The sequence below is a fragment of the Simiduia agarivorans SA1 = DSM 21679 genome (assembly GCF_000305785.2).
GTDB classification, from domain to species: Bacteria; Pseudomonadota; Gammaproteobacteria; order Pseudomonadales; family Cellvibrionaceae; genus Simiduia; species Simiduia agarivorans.
The window spans coordinates 3998902-4022154 of record NC_018868.3 but is presented as its reverse complement, the minus strand read 5'-3'; the positions used below and the strand labels follow the sequence as shown (position 1 = coordinate 4022154).

The 23253-nt window shown below is 53.0% G+C and carries 25 protein-coding genes; 6 read left to right on the top strand and 19 right to left on the bottom strand.

Annotated elements, in window-relative coordinates; genetic code table 11:
- Positions 1–15: 15 nt before the first annotated feature.
- Positions 16–1641 (bottom strand): CocE/NonD family hydrolase, encoded by a 1626-nt coding sequence (locus M5M_RS17990; RefSeq protein WP_015048940.1) that lies wholly within the window; start codon positions 1639–1641, stop codon positions 16–18.
- A gap of 470 nt (positions 1642–2111) precedes the next feature.
- Between M5M_RS17990 and M5M_RS17985 the strand changes: the two genes are divergently transcribed.
- The 4 genes from M5M_RS17985 to M5M_RS17970 all read left to right on the top strand — a co-directional run bounded on the left by M5M_RS17985 (position 2112) and on the right by M5M_RS17970 (position 7470).
- Complete coding sequence (locus M5M_RS17985) at positions 2112–3290, top strand: dipeptidase (protein WP_015048939.1); 1179 nt, start codon at positions 2112–2114, stop codon at positions 3288–3290.
- Between the two features lie 268 nt (positions 3291–3558).
- Positions 3559–5721 carry a M3 family metallopeptidase gene (locus M5M_RS17980; protein ID WP_015048938.1) on the top strand — a complete coding sequence of 721 codons (2163 nt, stop codon included), beginning with the start codon at positions 3559–3561 and terminating at the stop codon, positions 5719–5721.
- A 144-nt stretch (positions 5722–5865) separates the two neighbouring features.
- Positions 5866–6711, top strand: coding sequence for an HDOD domain-containing protein (locus M5M_RS17975; protein WP_037433659.1), 846 nt, complete (start codon positions 5866–5868; stop codon positions 6709–6711).
- A 123-nt stretch (positions 6712–6834) separates the two neighbouring features.
- Positions 6835–7470, top strand: coding sequence for a flagellar brake protein (locus tag M5M_RS17970; RefSeq protein ID WP_015048936.1), 636 nt, complete (start codon positions 6835–6837; stop codon positions 7468–7470).
- A gap of 137 nt (positions 7471–7607) precedes the next feature.
- On the opposite strand, the gene M5M_RS17965 is transcribed toward M5M_RS17970, so the two are convergent.
- The 17 genes from M5M_RS17965 to M5M_RS17885 form a co-directional block, all read right to left on the bottom strand.
- Positions 7608–8408, bottom strand: coding sequence for a polysaccharide deacetylase family protein (locus M5M_RS17965; protein ID WP_015048935.1), 801 nt, complete (start codon positions 8406–8408; stop codon positions 7608–7610).
- 99 nt (positions 8409–8507) lie between these two features.
- Positions 8508–8870 (bottom strand): hypothetical protein, encoded by a 363-nt coding sequence (locus tag M5M_RS17960; protein WP_015048934.1) that lies wholly within the window; start codon positions 8868–8870, stop codon positions 8508–8510.
- 512 nt (positions 8871–9382) lie between these two features.
- Positions 9383–10402: a DUF4062 domain-containing protein gene (locus M5M_RS17955; protein ID WP_015048933.1), complete on the bottom strand. Its 1020-nt coding sequence runs from the start codon at positions 10400–10402 to the stop codon at positions 9383–9385.
- 96 nt (positions 10403–10498) lie between these two features.
- Complete coding sequence (locus M5M_RS17950; RefSeq protein ID WP_015047992.1) at positions 10499–11176, bottom strand: IS3 family transposase; 678 nt, start codon at positions 11174–11176, stop codon at positions 10499–10501.
- A gap of 165 nt (positions 11177–11341) precedes the next feature.
- Positions 11342–11650 (bottom strand): transposase, encoded by a 309-nt coding sequence (locus tag M5M_RS17945; protein WP_015047685.1) that lies wholly within the window; start codon positions 11648–11650, stop codon positions 11342–11344.
- 150 nt (positions 11651–11800) lie between these two features.
- Positions 11801–12244, bottom strand: coding sequence for a hypothetical protein (locus M5M_RS17940; RefSeq protein WP_015048932.1), 444 nt, complete (start codon positions 12242–12244; stop codon positions 11801–11803).
- A gap of 344 nt (positions 12245–12588) precedes the next feature.
- Positions 12589–12912 (bottom strand): barstar family protein, encoded by a 324-nt coding sequence (locus M5M_RS17935; RefSeq protein WP_016389910.1) that lies wholly within the window; start codon positions 12910–12912, stop codon positions 12589–12591.
- 86 nt (positions 12913–12998) lie between these two features.
- A complete protein-coding gene (locus tag M5M_RS17930) occupies positions 12999–13433 on the bottom strand; it encodes a DUF4348 domain-containing protein (RefSeq protein ID WP_015048930.1) in 435 nt (144 codons plus the stop codon).
- A gap of 597 nt (positions 13434–14030) precedes the next feature.
- Positions 14031–14453, bottom strand: coding sequence for a GFA family protein (locus M5M_RS20020; protein WP_081640221.1), 423 nt, complete (start codon positions 14451–14453; stop codon positions 14031–14033).
- A 62-nt stretch (positions 14454–14515) separates the two neighbouring features.
- On the bottom strand, positions 14516–14902 hold the full coding sequence (locus M5M_RS20855) for a hypothetical protein (RefSeq protein WP_024330107.1): 387 nt from the start codon (positions 14900–14902) through the stop codon (positions 14516–14518).
- A 73-nt stretch (positions 14903–14975) separates the two neighbouring features.
- Positions 14976–15383 (bottom strand): hypothetical protein, encoded by a 408-nt coding sequence (locus M5M_RS17915; protein ID WP_015048926.1) that lies wholly within the window; start codon positions 15381–15383, stop codon positions 14976–14978.
- 55 nt (positions 15384–15438) lie between these two features.
- Positions 15439–15804, bottom strand: a complete 366-nt coding sequence (locus M5M_RS17910; protein WP_144062494.1) for a hypothetical protein — start codon at positions 15802–15804, stop codon at positions 15439–15441.
- Between the two features lie 242 nt (positions 15805–16046).
- The gene (locus tag M5M_RS17905; RefSeq protein ID WP_144062493.1) at positions 16047–18173 is read right to left on the bottom strand and encodes a tetratricopeptide repeat protein; all 2127 of its coding nucleotides are present in this window, start codon (positions 18171–18173) and stop codon (positions 16047–16049) included.
- On the bottom strand, positions 18170–19381 hold the full coding sequence (locus tag M5M_RS17900; protein ID WP_015048923.1) for a CaiB/BaiF CoA transferase family protein: 1212 nt from the start codon (positions 19379–19381) through the stop codon (positions 18170–18172). Before M5M_RS17900 ends, M5M_RS17905 begins: the two co-directional genes overlap by 4 nt.
- Positions 19378–19746, bottom strand: coding sequence for a VOC family protein (locus M5M_RS17895; protein ID WP_015048922.1), 369 nt, complete (start codon positions 19744–19746; stop codon positions 19378–19380). Before M5M_RS17895 ends, M5M_RS17900 begins: the two co-directional genes overlap by 4 nt.
- On the bottom strand, positions 19746–20234 hold the full coding sequence (locus M5M_RS17890) for a TIGR00645 family protein (RefSeq protein WP_015048921.1): 489 nt from the start codon (positions 20232–20234) through the stop codon (positions 19746–19748). The genes M5M_RS17895 and M5M_RS17890 overlap by 1 nt, the downstream gene beginning before the upstream one ends.
- A gap of 7 nt (positions 20235–20241) precedes the next feature.
- A complete protein-coding gene (locus tag M5M_RS17885; protein ID WP_015048920.1) occupies positions 20242–21219 on the bottom strand; it encodes an NAD(P)H-quinone oxidoreductase in 978 nt (325 codons plus the stop codon).
- A gap of 236 nt (positions 21220–21455) precedes the next feature.
- Between M5M_RS17885 and M5M_RS17880 the strand changes: the two genes are divergently transcribed.
- Both M5M_RS17880 and M5M_RS17875 read left to right on the top strand, forming a co-directional pair.
- A complete protein-coding gene (locus M5M_RS17880) occupies positions 21456–21962 on the top strand; it encodes an RNA polymerase sigma factor (RefSeq protein WP_015048919.1) in 507 nt (168 codons plus the stop codon).
- Positions 21963–22622 carry a hypothetical protein gene (locus M5M_RS17875; RefSeq protein ID WP_015048918.1) on the top strand — a complete coding sequence of 220 codons (660 nt, stop codon included), beginning with the start codon at positions 21963–21965 and terminating at the stop codon, positions 22620–22622.
- Here M5M_RS17875 and pdxH read toward each other — a convergent pair.
- Positions 22600–23235 (bottom strand): pyridoxamine 5'-phosphate oxidase, encoded by a 636-nt coding sequence (pdxH, locus tag M5M_RS17870; protein WP_015048917.1) that lies wholly within the window; start codon positions 23233–23235, stop codon positions 22600–22602. The two genes, M5M_RS17875 and pdxH, sit on opposite strands and share 23 nt — an antisense overlap.
- Positions 23236–23253: the final 18 nt, after the last annotated feature.

Below are 23253 nucleotides of genomic sequence, written 5' to 3'. Positions count from 1 at the left end.
GCACCAGCGCAATGCTCACAGTACCGGTACCACCAATGTAGACTGGTAAGCCGACGAATAATTAAAGGTCACGCTGTAGGGCACAAGCGTAGGCACCGCATATAGTAAATCAAACGTATCCAGCGCTACCGCCAACTTATGGCCGGCCGGTAAATCGTAGGCCGTGGCCACCAATTCAAATTCCACCGTCTGGCGCTTGCCCGCTTTTGCGCTGTGCAAGGTCACCGGCGCATGGGTAATTAATTTGCCCATGCCCCAGGCATCAACATCGTATAAATAAGCCACTAATTGCATGCGTGAATAAGACGGCGTGAGCTCCAATGACAAGCGTGGATTGCCACGGATTTTCATCGGCCATAATTGGCGCTCGGTCTGGAAAACAATGCCGTTCACACGATTGGTTAAACCCAGGGGCCAGAGCACCGGAATGCCCGTGTGACCATCGAGCAGGGCCGACACCGCGGGAATTCCGGTGGAGGCGCCGGAATCAATGCCGGACAAAATGCTGTCTGAATTGGGCCACCAGGGCTTGTAGGGCGAATCCCGCAAACTGCCCTGGCCGATCAGCCCGCGCCGCCCCAGATAAAAGGTGCGCTCGGAGGATTGCGCCGGCGGCCATTGGGAATAGCCTTCGGCCGCGTACTGCAAATCGGTACGCAAATTCACCACCGGTTTTTGCATGATGCCGGTGGCCTCGCCCTTGAGCCAGTAATCAAACCAGTCCAGCGTGTTATCCCAGGTTTCGTTTTCCAGCCCGATCAAACCAAAGCCTTCGGCGCTGGCATGGGTACCCTGATTCAGATCCATGCGCTTGGGGCCGGTGAGTGCCGCAAAAAATGCCAGAATGTTGTTCGGCTGAAACAAATTGTCGCCAAAATTATTGGCGATGTAGACCGGTGCCCGGCGCTCGTTGATGAGATTGATAAAGGTCATAGGCGAACGATGATTGGCCCAGGCCAACACCTGTTCAATATTGCGATGGGCTAACAGGTCGGCGTAATTGTTGGGCACCTCGTCACTTAAATTAGCAGTGATCAATCCGCTCAGGGTTAAAAAACTGCCCCAGAACAACCGCGGCGTTTCATTGCCGTACAGCGCCTCGCCCAGATTGCCCCAACTGCTCATGGCCACCGCGGTTTTAATGCGCGGTTCCAACGCCAGGCCTTTCAGGCTGATACCCGAGCCGTAGGAAATACCACTGATACCGATATTGGCCATATCCACGTCGCCACGTGCGGCCAGATAATCTACCACGGCGGTCAGATCGAGCATGTCGCCATCGGATAACACCGACACCTCGCCACCACTGCAACCCCAGCCACGGGCGCTGTAACTCAATACCACATAACCCTTGCGGGCGAGTTTAGCCGCCTGCACCAGGTACTCGTGCTCATCCAACACCCACGAATTCACGAAAATAATCGCCGGGTAGCCGGCGGCAGGTGCAGTGGCCGACGGCGTAAACACATTGGCGGCAATCGCGGTGCCATCGGGCGATTGCACCAGCAAGCTGTCGTCGTAGTGATAATCCGGATTGGCCGGCAAAGGTACGCCAAAACACAGCTGCGCCTGTGCGACGGGAATAAAGAATAAACAGGTAATAAGCGCCAGCAAGCACTGCCGGCTCGGAGAGTTTTTCATTGCTTTGTCCTTCTGGTTTTTTTATTTTTATTGCCATTGTGCAACCGGACCGCTTTGCACATTGCGTAAAATTAGCCAGCTAAAAACAAAACACCAAGAAAAATCGCCAAAAGAACCGGTAGACTCAGCAGTCAGACACTGACGTACCGGTCAGCAATAGACAGAGAAAATATTAGGGCCTGTTAACACTATTTTTACTACCGCTGTTGCGGCTAAAAAATCGTCAATTTAGTGATGCGGCACTCCGACGCGATGAGTGTGATTTGGTTATTCCAAATGAGCAAAGAGCAACGACAAGTGACGCTTTTTTAGCCCAACCCGAAGGGCTGGCCCCATTTTCGCGCCAGCTTCGTTGTCAGTCGCTCATTTAGCCCGCTATATAACACTCCTTACGCCCGGGCGGCGAACCGCTTGCTGGGCACAAAAATGGGCTCCAGCAGCGGCAGCAAAAATAGTGTTAACATGCCCAAATGAAAATAACATTCAGAATTCTATGGGGCCTGGCCATTCTGTTGCTTGCCGCGATCATCGTTGCGGTCGCCATCGGCCCCGGCATGGCCGAACGCAGTATGAACAAAGTCACCGGACAGGACTTGCTGAGCATCAGCCCAGCGGCACAAGCACTGCACGACTCACTGCAGGTCGCAGACTGGCACGCCGATTCCCTGCTGTGGAACCGCAACCTCAACGAGCGCAGCGATCGTGGCCAGGTGGACATTCCCCGCTTGCAGGAAGGCAATGTGGCACTGCAGGTATTTACTGTGGTCACCAAAACCCCGGCCGGCCTCAACTACACCCACAATAGCGCCGACAGCCGCGACAATGTCACCCTGCTGGCGCTGGCCCAGCTGTGGCCCATGCGTACCTGGCAGGATCTTACCGAGCGGGCCTTATACCAGAGTGAAAAACTGCACCGGTTTGCCTCAGACGCCCCGGACAGCCTGATGCTGGTGAAGAACCAAGCGGATCTGACCCGCCTGCTGACCCAACGCGCCGCCGGTAAACCGCTGGTCGGCGGCATGCTCGGCACCGAAGGTTCGCATGCTCTGGCGGGCGACCTCGCCCAGATCCAGCGCTTGTACGATGCCGGCTTCCGGATGATGAGCCTGCACCACTTTTTCGATAATGCCCTGGGCGGCTCCCTGCATGGGTCGGGCAAAGCCGGCTTAACGGACTTTGGCCGCGCGGCCATTGCCGAGATGAACCGGCTGGGTGTGATTATCGATGTCTCCCACTCCTCGCCCGCCGTGGTCAGAGAGGCGCTGAGCCTTAGCAAAACCCCGCTGGTGGTCAGCCACACCGGCACCCACGGGCACTGCGCAAGCCCGCGCAACATCCCCGACGCTCTGATGGAGGATATCGCCCGGGGCGGCGGTTTGGTGGCCATCGGCTTCTGGTCCGGTGCCATCTGCGATGCCAGCCCACGCGGCATCGCGCGTGCGCTCAAAGCCGCAGTGGAGCGTCTGGGTGAAGATGCCGTGGCGCTGGGCTCGGATTTCGACGGCGCGGTGGCAACCTCCATCCACGCCGGCCAAATGGCCCAGATAACCCAGGCGCTGCTGGATGAAGGCGTCGGCGCCGACGTTATCCGCAAAGTGATGGGTGGCAATCAACTGCGCTTCCTGCAGGCGCAATTGCCGCCGCAATAACACCTCAAAGACCAACCGAGCGCTGGGGCCGATGAAACGAATCCGGCCCGATAGCGCCAACGCGCACCATTCAGTAGTCTCTACAACGGCTTGATACCCCAAGCCGTTTATTCGTCCTCTGGTAGGGGTGCAGGGCCATACACGCCGGGTTGAACCCGGCTGCTATGCTCAGGCCTGTGTCATCCGCCACCAGAGTATGCGGGTGACCCCCGCGACATTAATAGGGCTGTAAGCCAACCCTATCCATAAGAAAACAGAGGACTCGATTATGCGCTCTCGCTCGCCATTGCTGCTTGCTGCAGCCATCGCTATCGCCACCACGGCGTGCAGCAACCAGGACGCTCAGGACACCACCAACACCATGGGTCAGGCCGTTGCCGAAGCATCCGCGGATGCCAACCCTTTCTACACCGAAAGCCCCCTGTACATGCAGTACCCCGCTTTCGACAAAGTGAAGGACAGCGATTACGGCCCCGCCTTTGAACTGGGCATGAAACAGCACCTGGCCGAAGTGGAAGCCATTGCCAATAACCCTGCGCCGGCCAGCTTCGACAATACCTTTGTTGCCATGGAGCGCAGCGGCCGCACACTGGATCGCGTGGCGCGTGTTTTTTTCGCCATGACCAGCGCCAACACCAATGACGAGCTGGAAAAAATCCGCTCCGAAATGGCGCCCAAACTGTCGGCGCACAATGATGCCATTCTGCTCAATGGCAAGCTGTTCGAGCGCGTAAAAGCAGTTTACGACCAGCGCGACACGCTCAAACTCGACCCGGAAAGCTATCGCCTGGTGGAAACCTACTACCGCGATTTCGTCCGCGCCGGTGCCAACCTCACCGCCGAACAGAAAGAAACCCTCAAGCGTCTGAACGGCGAGCTGGCAAGCCTGCAGACCCAGTTCAGCCAGAATGTGCTGAAAGAAGTGAATGCCCTGGCTGTGGTGGTCGACACCAAAGCAGAGCTGGCAGGTCTGTCTGACAACGCCATTGCCGCTGCCGCAGAAGAAGCGAAATCGCGCGGCATGGAAGGCAAGTACGTGATTGCCCTACAAAACACTTCGGGCCAACCGCCCTTGTCATCTCTCACCAACCGCGCCCTGCGCGAGCGCATCCACAAAGCGTCCTTGTCGCGCGGCAGCCGCGGCGGTGAGTTCGACAACCGCGCCGTGCTGGCACAGGTGATCAAATTGCGCGCTGAACGCGCACAACTGCTGGGTTACCCCAACCACGCCGCCTACTCACTGGAAACCCAGACAGCCCAGACTACTGACGCTGTCAACAAACGCCTGGCCACCCTCACCCCGCGCGCCGTGGCAAACGCCAAGCGCGAACAAGCCGACCTGCAAAAAATGGTCAACAAAGAAGGCGGCAAGTTTGAAGTGGCGTCCTGGGACTGGAGCTTCTATACCGAAAAAGTCCGCGCCGAGCGCTACAACTTTGACGGCGACCAGCTGAAGCCTTACTTCGAAATCGACACCGTACTGCAGGATGGCGTGTTCTTTGCCGCCACCAAATTGTTCGGCATTACCTTCAAAGAGCGCAAAGACCTGCCCGTGTATCACCCGGACGTGCGCGTATTTGAAGTGTTCGAAGAGAACGGCGACACCCTGGCCCTGTTCCTGTTCGACCCCTACGCCCGGCCCTCCAAACGCGGCGGTGCGTGGATGAACGCTTACGTATCGCAAAGCGATCTGCTCAATGCCAAGCCGGTAGTGGCCAACCACCAGAACATTCCCAAGCCGCCGGAAGGTGAGCCGACGCTGCTGACCTTTGACGAAGTGAACACCATGTTCCATGAGTTTGGCCATGCACTGCACGGCATGTTCAGCGACGTGAAGTACCCCAACTTCTCCGGCACCTCGGTACCGCGCGACTTCGTGGAATACCCTTCACAGGTGAACGAAATGTGGGCCACCTGGCCGGAAGTGCTGGCCAACTACGCCAAGCATTACCAGACCGGCGAGCCCATGCCAAAGGCACTGTTGGATAAAGTACTGGCAGCCGACAAATTCAATCAGGGCTTTGCCACCACCGAATACCTGGCGGCATCCTTGATTGACCAGGCCTGGCACCAGCTCACACCAGACCAGGTACCGGATGCCGAAGGCGTTGTGCCATTTGAAACCGCCGCGCTGAAAAAAGCCGGCGCCAAAATGGACACGGTACCGCCCCGCTATCGCTCCACCTACTTCTCCCACATCATGGGCGGCTACGCCGCTGGCTACTACGCCTACATCTGGAGTGAAGTGCTGGATGCCGATACCGTTGAATGGTTTAAAGAGAACGGCGGCCTGAAGCGCGAAAACGGCGACCACTTCCGCAAGACCCTGCTCTCCCGCGGCGGCGCTGAAGACGCCATGAAAGTGTTCAAAAACTTCCGCGGCGCCGAGCCGAACATCGAACCCTTGCTGGAACGTCGCGGCCTGAACTGATAACCACAGATCCCCAAAGCCCCGCACCGCGGGGCTTTTTTATGTCCATGGATGGACTGGCACAAATTTGCTCCTGAAAGTACCAAGGGGTCTGGCCCCTTGGTACTTTTCGCTGCTGTCCTGGCCAGCTGCTACACTCAGCCCATGGCCACCATTTCCGTCTATCGCAACGTCATCAATCAGGTAATGCAGGGTGAAGAACGCTTGCCCAGCTTGCCGGCCATTACCCTGAAAATCCGCCGCGCCATCAGCGATACCAACACGCCGCACAGCAAACTTGCCGGCCTGATTATGCAGGACCCGGCGCTCTCGGCCCTGATCATGAAAACCGCCAACAGCGCCCTGTACAAAACCCTGGCCCCGGCCAATACCCTGAACGATGCCATTCGCTTACTGGGCCGGGAAGTGGTAGATGGGCTGGTAATGAACCACAGTGTAAAAAGCCTGTTCGTGATGCGCTCCGCCGCCCTCAAACAACTCTTTATGCTGAGCTGGCGCCGACAGGCGGTGAAAACCGCCATCTGTATTTTGCTTACCCGGCAAACCAAATTCACACCCACCTTTTTGCCGGTCACCGGCTGCTTTCTGAGTGAAGTGGGCACGCTGGCGGTGTTGTCGGCGTTCAACAATGAACCCCGGGCCCCCAGCGAGCAGGACTTTATTGTCCTGTGCCGCGAGTACGCCAAGCGCCTGGGGATCATCCTGTTAAAGAAATGGCAGTTGGATGACAGTTATATCGACATCGTGCGTCAGGCCGGCAATTGGCAATACAGCCAAACCAACGCCATGACGGCGCTCGATTTAATCAATCTCTCGCTTTACCACTCGTTGGTGATATTTTCCCAAGCCCATGACCTGCCGCCCATTCAGCAACTGGCCAGTTACAACAAATTGCCCAACGGCCTAAAGCCACTGGATTCCATCGGATTGCTGCAACTCATCAGCCAGCACGAGGATGCCATTGCCGACTACGTTGCGCTGGCGCTGTAAATCCGGGCCGCACCGGGCTGCCGCCTAATGCCAGCTGGCTGAAGATAGCAACCACACACATCCGACTTCTGACTACACTTAGACTCAACCACCCGACTAATCACCGCCGGAATCAGGACACCGATGAAATTTGAAGGACTAAAACTACTGCCCGGCTCCCCGCTGCAACTCCAGTTCAAACACTCTCCCGACATCCGCGAACGTTCAGTGTTGGTGGGCTACATCAAAAAGAACTCGGTCATTGTGAGCACGCCCACCGTCAATGGCGGCGCGCGGGCAGTCAAAGTGGGCGAGCAACTGAACGTGCGCCTGTTTTCCAACGAATGCAACTCGGCCATCGCCTTCAGCAGCCAGATCATCCACGTGACAGTGTCGCCCACACCATTGCTGTACCTTGAATACCCAACCGAAATCGCCACCGGCGAAGTACGCAAAGCCGTGCGGGTGTCCACCAACCTGATTTCCACCATAAAAATCGACGGTAAAAGCCTGTCTGCCACCATTGTGGATCTGAGCACCACCGGCTGCCGGCTCGATTCTCAACATGCACTGGGAGAATTGGGGAGCCGGTTCACGCTGGTGACCAAAATGGAGGCCGCAGGCAGCCCGCACATTATTCAGCTGAACTGCGAAATCAAAGCGTTGATCAGCGAAGATGACGGCAAGAATCACTATGTGTATGGATTGGCATTCGGCGATCTGAAAGATGAAGCCAAATTGATACTGCATGCGTTTGTGTATTTCCAACTGCGGCAATAAACACCACGTGTCATACAGTCTAAGCGCTGAACAGGTTGGCTGTGCCAGGCCTGTTTTTTCCTGAAGTCTTTCAGAGACTAAATAGGACGCTTACAAGAACGGAATGAAAACATGCGCACGCGAAAATGATTAGCGCACTATTGCGCTTTCTCGGGTAACTTCGATTGGCGCGCCGGCTGACGCTGCAAATGCGACATAATATTCTGGTAAGTATCGGTCCAATAGATGGCTTTGTGGCGGGCCAGATACTCCACCAACTCGCGATGGGCCGCTACAGACACACTGAGATGATCGCCGCCAACCCCGTGAAAGATAATATTCACCACGCCACCCTGTTTGGCAGACTGCTTTACATAATCAACCAGCTGCTGCCCCGAGTGGCCATCCGGCAACAAATAAACAATAAACCCCGGGGGATACCCGACCTCAGCGCCCTTAATTGCCACAAAATCATCGGCGATTGCAGGCAAATAATTGCCGTCACGCGCATCTGTATGGCCGCAGGGCGGTGCCATCGTTCGCTGGGTCTGGCCATCTATGGCCTTCAGATAGCCGTTGGCCACCCGTATTTCATCGCGTACCTGTTGCACCACGCGTTTATCCAGATCGTTGTAGGGCAACACCCAATCGGTACCCGGCTGACTTTTACTGCAGGCATGATAAATAGTGTGATTACCCAACTCATGGCCCTGCTGTGCAGCGGCACGCCACTCGTCCAACCGGGCCGCTACCACCGGCGAGGCCATGGTGAGATAAAAAGACGCGCGGACTTGATGTTGATTGAGAACGGGGATGGCATTATCCAGCTGGGTGTTTAGTGCATCGTCGTAAGACAGGCTGACTGCGGCTTGTTGGCCTTGTGGCCAGGTTAGCTCGTTGGAATATGTACTGGGTGTACATAGGGTGATGGCTAGGAGTAGGAAATTGAGGTGTTTCATAGTTGCTTACTTTGCCACAGTTCTTTTTGGTTTTTCCTGATATTGGATTTTTAGTGGTGTTTTTCTTTGACGCATGCGTCAATCAGATTGGATCCAAATTTATTTTTCTATCTGCGAGGCTTTTGACGACATAACTCTTATCTGACCCCAATTATTGGGTGTTTTGGTTATTGTCCATTTATCTCCGACTTTGTTTCTCCAAGCATGGTAGCCTGGTTCAATCTTGGCGACCTCGAATACAGTAGGATCAATCTTAGTAATTTCTTCAAAGCCAACCAACTTGGCATCTTCCATGGTGTATTCAATATTGCTTACAAACTGCCAACCATCATCTTCTAAGTCGTGGTATACAACTTGAATCGGACATTCACCCTCAATGATCTGGCGAATAGTAAAAACAGCACAATTTTTCGGCTGATCGAATGGCCATTCAACTTCCTTTTTCTTGAATATTCCGAACATTTCTCGTTCCTATTTGTGGAAACTGACGCCCGGCTTTGGGGCGGCAAAGCAACAGCGTAGCCGTCCCTGCCGCACGTCTTTTGTGCGGCACACAAGAGCCGCTTGTTAAGTCACTATTCACTGTGGTCGGTATCCACATGCCAAAGGACATCGCATTTTTTACAATGGTGATATATTGGATCACCACTCTCGACATGATCAGTCACAGGTTTTGGTAGATGTGAACCACAGCTTGGGCATTTAAATTCAACTTTACGTAACCATGCAATTGCCATTATGGACGTAACGACGCCTAAGAAATAGATAATACGCTCAGCATCATTTGCCTCTGAATTGGTATCAAAAATTCCAAAATAATAGCCATAAGCTAACCAACAAATAACTATTGCTAGCATGTATCGGCTGTAGAACTTAGCATGCCTCTCTGGCACTTTAATTTTTGGCATATTCTTTTCGATGACTTAACGCCTCAAACACCGGCGCAGCTCGCTGCGTCCGAGTGCTTTGACTTGTTAACTATTTTCTTCATCATCAGTTGGCAAGCCTTCTTCTAATTGTATCCGTCTCGCCCTTTTTAAAACTTGCTTCCCAAGCTTAGTCAATGACCAATAACTTTCCTTGTCGTGAACTGAGTGCTTTTTCTTTGAGGGCTCTATTGCATCGAGTGCAACATAATCAGCAATTAACCCAGATACGATATTTCTTCCAATTGGCCATGGTTTGAAATACGGGGTTCCAACGTAAGATAAAGCGATATTATTGGCAATTTCTGTAGAGCTATTTTCATTTATTAAATTAGGAGCGATCGATAAAAATATATCTAACAATTGAGTTTTATGCTTTTCAGCGTTCTCCCACTTACTAGTCTTCCTAATTTGCAGGATCTTCCTGTTAGAGTGCATAATATTAACGACATCTCTGACTTCATCTGCCGCTTCTTCACTTGCAGCCTTGAGCTTCGCTATTTCAGACCGTAAAGTAGAGTTTTCAGAACTCAATCTAGAAAGCTCTTTTACTACATCTGCTCCTATCTCAACATCAGCTCGTTTCCATCCGACCCTTGGATTGGTATTAATTGCCTTTATAAGTGAAATAGATATTTTTCCATGTAGATCTTCTTTGGCTGACCAAAAATGAACCAACTTTCCTTTCACCTTGCTTTTAAAGGATTCAATCTTTTTCTTTTTTCGTGCTGCGCTATCTATCTTCGTTTTTGGCCATGGTGCCTCATCGTCAATGACAAAGCCGAGCGTGGGAACACCGCAAGAAACAGCGTAATCATACTCTTTCTCGGTGTAGCTAATACCATCCTCAGTTTCTGATCCGTAGCGATGTCCAATAATGATTATGTAGTAGTCAGTTGCTTCTATTTGCCGAGCAATTAATTTCCACTGCTCTTCATCTGCGGCACTAAACATCTCCATGCCAACTGGGATATGCCCCATCTCGAGAACAGCCTTTATCGCTTGCTCCCTTTCCTCTTTAAGGTCTTCATAGGTAGAGCTTATAAATATTTGGTATTTTTTCTCCATGCTGGTTTTAGCATCCTTATATAGTGGTGTTCCCCACAAAAAGTAGACACTCTACTTATGCAGCTATTGCTGCGTTCTCTTCGAAATCAACGGGACTTAGCCCATCGTTCGCTGAATGCCTTCTCTTGCGATTATAAAAACTTCAATGTACCCAAATATACCCGAACGAGCTTCACCAATCGACTGATAGTTCTTGGCATAGATAAGCTCAACCTTTAGTCGTGCATAGAACGACTCCATTACTGCATTGTCCCAACAATTACCCTTTCTACTCATGCTGCGCGTGATCTTGTGCTTTTCCAAGAAGCCAACGTAGCTATTTGAGCGGTACTGTGTGCCTCGGTCCGAATGGACGATGAGACCTGGTGCCACACCTCTGGCATCAATCGCCATCTGCATTGCCCGCGTTATGAGCTGCTCAGTCATGCCGGTATCGAGGCTCCAGCCAATAATCCGACGGGAATACAGATCCATTACAGTTGCCAGATATAGCCACTGATTCTTCACCCAAACATACGTGATATCTGTGACCCATTTTTGATTCGGCCGGTCAGTCGAAAAGTCGCGCCAAAGGAGGTTGTCCGCAACATTGTGCATCGTTAATGCGTGGCCGCCATAGTTAAAGGCTTTGCCGTTTCTGGCCAAAATGGCTTTGCCGTTTCTGGCCAAAATACCCTGTTCCTGCATGATTTTGGCTACAAAATTGACTGAGCACCTATGCCCTAGGTCGTTCAGCTCCTGAGCGATTCTTGGGGCTCCATAGGGCAGCCTCAAACTCCTCAAAGGTGTCTTTCACCAGTTCGCCTAACCTCTTCCTTACGTCACGTTTGGTTTTAGGAGCATCCCACCAGCGATAGAAGCCAGATCTATGTACGCCTAGTACATCGCACATCAGGGATATGCTGTATTGGCCAACATACTCCAAAATCAATGCGTACTTCACTCTTGGTTTTTCGCGAAGTACGCAGACACCTTTTTTAAGAATTCCATCTCCTCTTTCAGGCGCTTATTCTCTCGCCGTAGTTCACGCATCTCCTCACTTTCTTTCTTCGAGTAATCCACACCATCCAAGGTATTGAATTGCTTATCAGATAGGCGGGTGAGTTGACGCTTCCAGTTGGCGATCTGCTGGGCACTAATCCCAAGCTCCTTCGCAACGGAAGCTTGGGTAGCACCCGGCTGTTCAGAGCGCTTTATCGCTTCTTTACGGAATTCTTCGGTGTAATGCTGATGCTTTTTGCGTGCCATAAGGACACCTCCATATAGGCTTAATATAACTATACAGGGTGTCTACTATTCGTGGGTAACTTGGTTGCATAACGCCCGGCTTTGGGGCGGCGGAGCGACAGCGGAGCCGTCCCGCCGCACGCTTTCTGTGCGGCCACCAATAGCCGTTGGTTATGAATTTTTATCATTACACTTTACGGTACTAGTAAATGTTGAATAGCCCGCTTCTATAACCATCGTTCCGCTATATGTTTTTTGGGTGTGCCCCTCTAGCTTCGCTGGCTCATCATGGACGTACCCGCCTTCACCACACAATTGCGAGGCTCTTTTTTCAACTTTTGCACTTAATTGTTCTGGCGTAGCAAACGCATTTCCAGTTGCCTGAATCCAATATTTTCCTTCATCCAGCTCCTTATAAGCTGCTGGGAACATTTGGGCACAACCTACAACCATAAAAGCGGGGATCAAAAGTCCGTATTTCATTAAATTCATTCCTTCTTTCTTAATTTCATAACGCCCAAAGCATGCGGCCCAAACCGTAGCGGAGCGAAGGTTTGGGGTCGCATGACTTTGCTTGTTATTTGCATAAATCATTTTCTTTAAAAGATGCCCCATACCTTGATGCCTTAGCTTTGCCTGGCCATTAAAGGCAAGAATACTCTACTTGCCGCCCTGAGATGAACCATCTTAATGGCACACCACAATCTGGCGGCTTTTTAGCCGCCTAATAAATCCATACTGAGGCACAATGAAAGGATTGATAGGCTCTGAAAGCAGCACAATCCTTTATGCCCTTGGTGCCACTTATTGCACCGGTAAAACTTTGAAGCCTGACGAAAGATTAAATTCCTTCTACAAGCAAATAACGCCGCCAGCAGCGGCCGAGTGAAACGAGGTCCAGCGAACGAAGTGAGCGATGCTGGCTGGCCTTGTTAGCACTATTGATTGCTGCTTGATTACTATTCATTTTCGAATTCAATACCTTCACCCGAGGGGCTATCTTGCCGAAATACAACCTCACGACCTAGGTACTCTTTTTCATAATCTTTCAGACACTCAACAAAACCATCATGTATTTCAGGAAGAAACTGCTTAAGGGCTGCCAAACCCTCAACTATTAGTTTATTGGGCATAGATGATTGATCTTCATCCGTGATGCAATCCCAGAATGCATCTAGGTTGTAGCCATAGTATCCAGGGAAGTTGAGTTTCTTGGAAACATACTCATGAAATGTTTCTTCATCCATGATTCCTGACATATCTATAAGCAATTCTTCGTTCATGGTTTTGTAGTGCTAACGTCCGCAACAAACGCGAGCGGAGCGAGTCGAGGCCGATAGGCCGGTTTGGTTGCGTTTGTTACATGCTTTCAATTATCAAATTCCTCGTGCTTCACCAGGTACCACTTACTTTCTATACGCTCAAAATATAGAGACGAAAATATGCCATTGTGAACCCCCTCGAAAGACAGCACTCTTTTATTTGAATCTTTGTGTTTCCTTTCGAAATTGTCATACATTACAAGGTCAAAACAACTTGTTTCACACCTATAATGGTTTGGTCCGGTATAAGTTTTCCAGTTTTCTTTATCTATGTATCTAGTTGCTAGGGCAGCATCAAATTCGTTTTCATCATGCTGGTAGTATACGAACTCTAAAGGAAACAATACGTGTTCTTTTTGGAATTCTGGATCATTGAAGAATTTCCATAGAAAATGCCTAAACTCCCCAGTCTGAGTAATACTCGATTGCTGTGCACAACCAACTAGAAATGAAAAAGCCAGTATGGTGAATATTTTCTTCATTCTTGCTCTACATGTAACGCCGCCAGCAACCGCGAACGGAGCAACGCGGAGTGAGTCGAGGCAGCGCGCTTTTTTTTGCGCTGCCGGTGTTGGCTGGCCTTGTTATGCACTTTTAAGACCTCTTACCGAGTACGTGAGCCCTGCGAATACAATCATATAAAGAGCCAAGAGAGAAAGACCGGAAGCAAAAGTGAAGCGGGACTCCGATATAGACCAAAGACCATCATATCCTTTTTTAATGCTAACAACTTTAGCCGGATCTCCGGTGCTTATGTATTGTTTTTGATCAAAGCTTTGTCTGTAATCGCACTTCTCTCCATCGCATTTCACACTTCCAGAGGAAAACCCTATTTGCAGTATGTTCCCAACAGGCAAACGGTCTCTCGCTCTGAGCAAATGCTCCTGACTTGGCATAAAGTAGCCGCTAGCAATGGCGCAGATAGGCAAGATCGTCAACCCAAGACATGGCAATAGAATAAATACGACAATAAGTACTTTCTTATTCAGCATATCCAGCCTTATGCATAACGCCGGCAGCAAAGGCGAGCGATAGCGAGTCCGGGCCGCGCTTTTTGCGGCCCATTTTGCCTGCCCTTGTTATGCATTATTTTCAATACTTTCATTAATTTTGACCCACGGTAGTTTACCACCATGACTAATCGAATATTTAGGCTCCCCTAGAGACTGCTCAACAAAACAGCCACCAGCAATACCAATTAGCTCTGGATATGACGAAACGTACCAATAAAGTGTAGTGCCACAACTCGGACAAAAATGGCGTGATTGCTCATGGTTTTTCTCTTCATGAAAAAAAGAGTATTCACCTGATTTTCCAGACTTTGCAACTACTTCATCCTTTTTAAAGTAGGATGATATCCCAAAGGCTGATCCCGTTCGTTTTTTACAGTCATTGCAGTGGCAGATACTATGAAGATATGGTTCGCCATAAACTTCGATGGATAGCTGGCCACAGCAACATTCGGCCTTTCTGTTCAATGTATTATCTTCACTTTGATGCATAACGTCCGCAACAAACGCGAGCGTAGCGAGTCGAGGCCGACAGGCCGGTTTGGTTGCGTTTGTTATGAGTTTTCATCAGTATAGTCACAATAATTTTGCTCCCTGAGCGTAGCGATCTTGTTTTTATATACCTCTATCTCTTCTTTTATTTCCGCAACCCGGCCTGGGCTACCGCGGTAAACTTCAGGATCAATATGCTCAATGAACATACTCATCAACTGGCAAGAGAAATTTAGCAGGCCTTCACGGTCATTTTTTTCGACCAAATCGTAAATATTTGACCCCATACTTACGTTAAATTTACTACTCCATGTACTTTCTTCTTTTAATATATCCGCCTTGAATGCCCATGCCCTTTCTGAGTAGTAGTTTGCAAACGAGACTGCGCATAACGTTCCCGATACAAAAGAACAAAGAAATATTGCAACGTGAATTATGTATTTTTTCATGGTCTACTCATAACGCCCGCAACAAACGCGAGCTTTGCGAGTCGAGGCCGGTAGGCCGGTTTGATTGCGTTTGTTAACTTTTTTCATACTCTGACAACAATTGGAGCGCCAAATACCCAAATGACTTTCCAGTACCTTTGTTGTATGCATTTATCGCTGGGTTAACCACGTCCCAACCATCAACTTCTAGCAATTTACCTGACTGGTAGTCAGCCATAACATCAAATTCTATAAATACCTGACTTTTGGTTAACCAAGTCCCCATCCATTGATTTCCACCTTGCTCGGGCACTGAGGAGCACGACACCAACAACCCTTGGTTTGGATTAAGATCCTTCATCGAAAGCAATGTCATTAGCCAAGGATAGCTCTCTGGCTCGCTTCGAAATGACTTGGCAATCTCTTTAATCTCAAGGTAAAAAAGCTCGTTCTGCTGTTGGACGTTCTTATTTCGAATTTTACGTAGCTGTTCGATATTCATTGAAAGTTAACGCCCACAACAGCCGGGAGCGTAGCGAGTCGGCTGCTTGTGCTTGTTATTTCCTTTCAATATTTTTTACCAATACTGGCGGACACCTTTCGCCAGTATATTTGACCATTATTGATAGATCATTCCAACTTCCATTGGAAAATATTTCTGCAACAGCATTTCCATCTTCTATAACGTACTTAAGCTCCGATGAAAACTCATTTGCTTTTCCATTCTGCATGGAAACCAACCAAAGACCAAAGCGCTCTATCACCTCACCATCTATCGATTCAGGTACCGTAAAGCGAATCACTTTTCCGCCAGAAGCATCATCGCTTACATCAGTCTTAACTAACCCTTGGTACTCGCTGTTATCGCAGCAAGCATCTACTACAGAGCTAAAACAAAGCAGAAATAGGGCAATCTTCTTCATAGGAAATAACAATGTGAATAACAGACCCATCCACATATAGACAAGGTGCTACATCTGGACAATCGGATGCCACATTTAGACAATTTCCGCGAAAATTGTCTATATCTGCATTGTCTATATGTAGCATGTCCAGATATGGCATCCTTGTCTATATGTGGCAGCTGCTCGTAGGCACCCGTGGCGCGTAGATCAACATTTTTGTCTCGGTTTTAAGCGCCACGTTAACCGTTGAATTTCAATAGCTAACCGCCGTAGGCCTTTAACGCCTGCCCTACCTCATTGTTTTCCGGCGCCAGAGCCTGAAGTTTCCGTAGTAAATCCACTGCCTTGGCTTTGTCCCCCGCACTGTGTAAGGCCACGGCGTAGACATAGCCAAAGCGGATATTTTCCGGCGCCAGGCTATAGGCGTTTGCGAGCGAGTTTATTGCTTCGGGCAATTGCCGTTGGCGGATGCGGTAGAGGCCGAGCGCGTGATGGGCGTTGGCATTTTCGGGGGCGGCGGTGATGGCGCGCTCGAGCAGGGACAAGCCCTGGGCGTCACGGCCGGTGAAGCGCAGCAGGTCGGCCAGATTGAGCAGCGCGGGGATATAGGCCGGGGTGATCCGTAACGCTTCGTTAAACGCGGCTTCGGCCATGACGGCATCGCCCACAGCCAGGTATAAGGTGCCCAGATTGAGTTGTGCACTTGGGGTATCGGCGTGCAGTAGTTGCAGGTCGATGTATTCGGTAATCAGTTGTTGGCGCGCCTTGCGCCATTGGCCGGGGATTTGTTGTTCCGGGATTTCCGCCATGGGCAGGGCCACGGCAAGGCGTACCGCGGCAATGGGGTCTTGCATCAGCGGATAAAGCACTTGCCGGCCATTGGCCGGCAGAAATGCGAGCGCGCGCACTGCGGCTAATCGCAAGGCGGGTTCCTTAGCCTGTAATTGTTTTACCGCTTGTTGATAGACCTGCCCCGAGGGAAAGTCGCCTGCCTGCTGCAGTGCGGTGGCACGGACCACTAACGGGTACGCGTTTGATTCTGCGATTGCCAGTAAATCGGGTAATGCCCCGGCGTTGCCGGCACGGGCGCTGTGCAACGTTTCACCCCAATGGGCAGGCATGGTGCCCCACCATTTTTTAGCGGCCTCTGCAGCCCAGGCGTTGGATTTTTCTGTGTGGCACTGAATGCAGGCATTGGGCGTATTTAACGCATCGGATAAATCCGGGCGCGGAATGCGGATGCTGTGGTCGCGCCGGGGATCTACCACCATGTAGGTGGTTTCCGGCATGTGGCAATTGGCGCACTTGCCGCCACTGGTTTCAACCGGGTGCTTGTGGTGTGCGGTCACGTTAAAGGTGCTGGCTTCGTGGCACTGCAGACACACGCCATTACCCTCTGACCGCAATTTGCCGGAATGTGGATTATGGCAATTGCTGCACACCACACCTTCACCGTGCATTTTGCTTTGCAGGAAGCTGTCAAACACAAACACTTCATCCAGAATCTGTCCATCCGGGTGATACAGCCCCTGCGCCAGGAATTGTGTCTGGTGGTGATCCAGATAATGTTCGCCATGAGCGGCTTCGGTTATTTGCTGGCGACGCGAATGACAATGGGCACATTGGGTGAGCTGCTGCTGAGGGCGCAGGCCATCGGTGCGCTTGAGGGTGTGACTGTCTTTCGGCATGGCCCAGTCGCCACGGTCATCGAGTGATTGCAAAAATCCCTTCAGCGCCACCTGCGCATCGGGCTTGGCGGCCCATTTAACATGTTGTGCAGCCGGGCCGTGGCAGGCTTCACAGCCCACCGTCACTTCATCCCATTGGGTGTTGTAGGTTTTGCTGGTGGTAGCGTAATGTTTTTTTAAGTTAGTGGTATGACAGGCGGCGCAGCGGGTATTCCAATTGTAAAAGGTGCCGGTCCAATGCAGGGGCGAACCCGCAGCGGCATCCTGTTCGGTTTGCAGGTGAAACCAGCGCTGGCCACCGTCGGTTTTTGGTCGCGCATCCCAGGCAATGGTAAGCATCTGGTAGCGACCACTGCCTGTGTCTATCACATATTGCTGTAGCGGCCGCACGCCCAGGGTATAGAGCACCTGAAAGGTTTGCAGTTCACCCGCGGCGTTATCGGTGGTTACCCAGTATTTGCCGTCGCGCTGAAAAAAACGGGACACAACACCGCCGAACCGGAATTCATGGTTCCCGAAATCACCCAACACCCACTCGGCCGTGGCCGGCTGCATGGCGCCGTGATGATCGGAGCTTTGCCATTCTGTGTATTCCTGTGCGTGGCAGCTTTTACAGGCCTGGCTGCCCACATAGTCGCGGGTTTGTGCGCCAAGGCTTGCACACCAGGCCAGCCCCAGCAACAGCCATGAGCGCCTCAACTGGCGGCCCCGCTGGCAATCACACCGGCTTCAGCGAGCGCTGCCAATTCAGTTTCTGAAAGCCCTAACAGTTCGCCCAGTACCGCTTTGTTATGACTGCCGATGGCACCACCCGGCCAGCGGGTTTCGCCGGGCGTGTTTGCCAGGCGCGGCAAAATCGCGGGAATCTCCAGCGGTTTGCCATCTATCTCCACCTGCTCAAACAGGCCGCGAGCCTGAAAGTGCGGATCGTTGAACTGGTCTTGCACGCTGTAAATGGGGCCTACCGGTACACGCTCCTGCTCCAGCGCGTGAATCACTTCATCGCTGCTGTGCGCCAGACACCAGCCGGCAATGGCGTTATCGATGGCTACCTGGTGCTCTACCCGGCCGACGTTGTTGGCCATGCGCGGGTCATTGGCCAGATCCTCGCGACCAATGGCGACCATGAGGCGCTTGTAAATGGAATCGCCGTTGCCGCCAATCACTACGTATTTGCCGTTGTTACATCGGTAGGTATTGGTGGGCACAATGCCGGTCACGGTGGTACCGGCGGCTTCGCGCACCAGGCCCGCACCGGAATATTCCGGCACCACGCCTTCCATTAAATTAAACATGGATTCCACCAACGCCACGTCCACCACCTGGCCCTTGCCGGAGCCTTGTTTGGCGAGAATTGCCAACGCAATACCGAGGGCGGCGTGCAGGCCGGCGATGGTGTCGCCAATGGAAAGGTTGGGCCGCACCGGCGCTTCACCGGGAAAACCGTTCACGTAACGAAAACCGCTCATGCCTTCGCACACAGACGCAAAGCCGGGTTTGTGGGCATAGGGGCCGGTTTGGCCGAAGCCGGAAATGCGCGCGTACACCAATGCCGGGTTGCGCTGTTCGAATACCGCGGGACCCAGGCCCCATTTTTCCATCACACCGGGGCGGAAGTTTTCCACCAGTACGTCAGCCTTCTCAATCAAGCGCCCTGCCAGCGCCTGACCTTGTTGCTGGCGCAAATCCAGCGTGACCGATTTTTTGTTGCGCGCCAGTGCGCGCCACCAATAGGAGGTGCCGGTGTCATCCAGTGCGCGCCAGCCGCGCAACGGGTCGCCGCCTTCGGGCGGTTCAATTTTGATTACTTCGGCACCGAAATAGCCGAGGATACAGCCGGTGAAGGGGCCCGCAATCAACTGGCCCATTTCTATTACGCGAATACCGTCCAATGGTTTGGCTGTCATAGTGCGGGCCCATTCACCTCGAGTTTAAGACCGGTGGGGTCGTGAAAAAATAACTGGCTGATGCCGGCATCTGCCAATATCACCTGGCGGTAAGGAATATTGAGTTTATCGAGGGTGTTGCGGAAGGCGGCGAGCTGAGAGGTGCGGAATGCCAGATGATTGAGTGCGCCATTGCCAGCTGCGGTTTGCCCGCCACGGTGTTGCACCAGATGCAAAATGGGCAAGTCGCCTTCATACAACCAGTAACCGGGCCGGGAAAACGCCGGCCGGTCACCTTCCCGCCAACCAAAGACCTGCTGGTAAAACTGTTTTACCTTGTCCAGTTGATCGGCGGGAACCTCTAAATTGAAGTGGTTGAATTGCATCAGTGCTTGGTCAGTTTATCCAGGTAACCCATCAGGAAGGCAGATGCGACGAAGGTCATGTGAATGAGGACATACCACATTAATTTGTCGTTATCGATTTTTTCTGCCGCCATAAAAATTTTCAGCAGGTGAATGGACGAAATGGCCACGATGCTGGCGGCGATTTTTGCTTTCAACGACGAAGCATCCATTTTACCCAGCCAGCTGAGCTTTTCTTTGCTGTCGTCAATGTCCAGTTGAGATACGAAGTTTTCGTAGCCGCTCATCATCACCATCACCAACAGCCCGCCCACCATGGCGATATCAATAAGGCTCAACACGATGAGGATCATGTCGGCTTCGGTGAGGGTAAAGATATGGAACAGCAGGTGTACCATTTCCTTGAAGAACATAATGCCCAGCGCGATCACCGCCAGACTCAGGCCCAGATAAATAGGGGCCAGCAGCCAGCGCGAGTTGTACATCAGGTTTTCAATAAATTTTTCCACGCTTACCTCAATCTACAGTTAATACAATTTTGCCCACATGCCGGGAAGACTCCATCAGCTTGTGGGCCTCGGCCACCTGCGCCAACGGGTAGGTGGCATGAATGACCGGGCGGATTTTACCTGACTCCAGCCACGGCCACACCTTCGAATGCAGCGCACTGGCAATGGACGCTTTGGCGGCGTTGGGCTGCGCGCGCAGGGTAGAGCCGGTGAGGGTCAGGCGTTTGAGCATCACCGGCAGCAGGTTGATATCGACCTTGGGGCCCTGCAGGAAGGCAATGTTCACAATGCGCCCCTCCACCGCCGCCAGTTCCAGATTGCGCGCCACATAGTCGCCGCCCACCATGTCCAGAATCACATCCAGGCCCTCGGGCACGCGGGCTTTCAGCTCGGTCACGAAGTCCTGCTCGCGGTAATTGATGGCCGCGCGCGCGCCCAGTTGTTCACAGGCCCGGCATTTTTCTGCGCTGCCGGCGGTGGCGTAGACCTCGGCACCATGTGCTACGGCCAATTGAATGGCAGTAGTGCCGATACCGCTGCTGCCACCGTGCACCAGTAACCGCTCACCGGGCTGCAGGCGTGCGCGTTCAAACACGTTGCCCCACACGGTAAACAGGGTCTCCGGCAAAGCGGCCGCCTGAATCAGCGACAAGCCGGCCGGCGCCGGCAGGCACTGGCCCGCGGGCACCGTCACCTGCTCCGCATAACCACCGCCATTAGTGAGCGCGCAGACTGCTTGCCCGATGGCAAAGCCGGTAACGCCGTCGCCCAGGGCGGCGATGTGCCCGGCCACTTCCAGGCCCAGAATGGGCGAGTGACCGGCAGGCGCCGGGTAGCGGCCCAAGCGCTGCACCACATCGGGCCGGTTAACGCCGGCGGCAGCCACGCGGATCAATACCTCGCCGGGGCCCGCAACGGGCGCAGGGCCATCGGCGAGCCGCATCACGTCGGCTGCGCCGAACTGGGGCAGGTCCACAAATCGCATACTGCTCTCCTTCATAAAAGAACCCTTCGCCAAAGAATCCTTTACATTACGATCGGTTACAAAACGAAACCGATTATGTCACAAGCGGCAATCAAATCGCCCGCCCCGGCGTTTTAATCACAGTACCCAGTGTCCTGTCCGGGTAATGCGTTGATTATCAGACAGGACACTAGCAGGCTGTTGATAAACCCGGCATTTTCGACCAGAGTGTGCGCCAGCTGAGGACTGAGAGTTTTATGACCAACCCCGTGGCTATGCCCCTTGCCATTACCGACACCCAATGGCAGAACCTGTTCCGCTTTGCCTACAGCCTGTGCCAGCACCGCGAAGACGCATTGGACCTGCTGCACAGTGCCATTGAGCGGTTGCTGCGCGTGAAGTCCACCCAGCCATTGCAGCTGGAGGCTTACCTGCGCCAGGTCATCCGTCATCTGCACTACGACCGCTGGCGTCGGCAACAACGCCTACCCGTACACCAACCGCTGGATGATATAAGCGATGCCGTGGTGGACAGCACCGGCATGGCGTTGGAGGATGTGGTGATGCAGCGCCAGCAGCTGGCGGGCATCTGGCGGGACCTGAGCCCCGAGCAGCGGGATATTATTTACCTCTGGGCCTGGCTCGGCTTCAGCACCCAGGAGGTGGCTGACGAACTGAATCTGCCCAAGGGCACAGTACTGGCGCGCATTCACCGCCTGCGCCAGCGATTGATGGCCGGCGGCGGCGCGGCAGGAGCAAACTGAATGACCGAATCACTGAAACACTCAGCGCGCGAGCAGATCGGGGCGGCATCGCTCAGCCCCGAAGAGCTGGCGGGCCTGAACGCACACCTGCAGGCTCAGCCAACAGCAAAGCGCCGGTTCAATCCCCTGGTGTGGGTGGCGGGCGCGATCCTGATTGCAGGCCTCGGGCTCATGGCACACGCGCACTGGCTGGCGGCCGAACGCAAGGCACTCATCGCCGCCATTGCCACCGAGGTGGTAGACAACCACGTGCAACGTAAACCCCTGGATGTGACCGGTAACTCGGTGGTGCAACTGAGCCAGGCCATGGAGCAACTGGATTTCACCTTGGTAGAAAGCTGGATGCTACCCGATCTGGAAGCGCGCCTCACCGGCGCGCGTTACTGCACCCTCCAGGGAAAAACGGCCGCACAGTTGCGTTTAGGCGACGACACCCTGTACCAGGCGCCGTTCACCGATGCACAGGAAAAACTGTTGCACGACATTAACGTGGAAGCCACGCCTGTCATTCAATTTGCGCGCGGTTTTGAAATTACCCTGTGGGAAGAACGCGGACTGCTGATGGCGCTGGTCAAAGCGCCCGAGCCCGCCGACGAGGCACCCGCCATTACCGCACCCTCGCTGCCGGCGCCCACCCCTACGGCGCCAAGCGGGCAATAGTCCAGGCGTCGCCCTCGCGCTGATACACAAAGCGGTCGTGCAGACGGTTGGCACCGCCTTGCCAGAACTCGATCTCGTGCGGAACCACGCGAAAACCGCCCCAGAAATCCGGCGCGGGAATGTCGCCCTTGGCAAACTTTTCTTTCATGCGCGCCACCTGCTGCATGAGCAGCTGACGGGTCGACACGGGGTGACTTTGGTGCGATGCCCAGGCGGCCAGTTGCGACTCTTTCGGCCGGCTCAGAAAATACTTGGCCGATTCGGCCGCGCTGATTTTACTGGCCACGCCACACACTTTCACTTGCCGTTCGATATCGTGCCAGGGAAAGTGCAGGCTGATTTTATGGTTGGCGGAGAGCTCCTGCGCCTTGCGCGAACCGTAGTTGGTGAAAAACACAAAGCCCCGGGCATCCACCTGCTTGAGCAGCACAATGCGCTGGGATGGCTGACCGCTGGCATCCACCGTAGCGACAGTCATGGCGGTGGGGTCTTTTAATTGCAGCTCGATGGCCTGCTGCAACCAATGTTCAAATTGGCTGATAGGGTCGGCATCCAGATCGGCCTCTTCCAGTCCGCCCATCAGGTAATCGCGGCGTAAGTCTTCCAGTTGCATACAACAGTCACCCGGGTG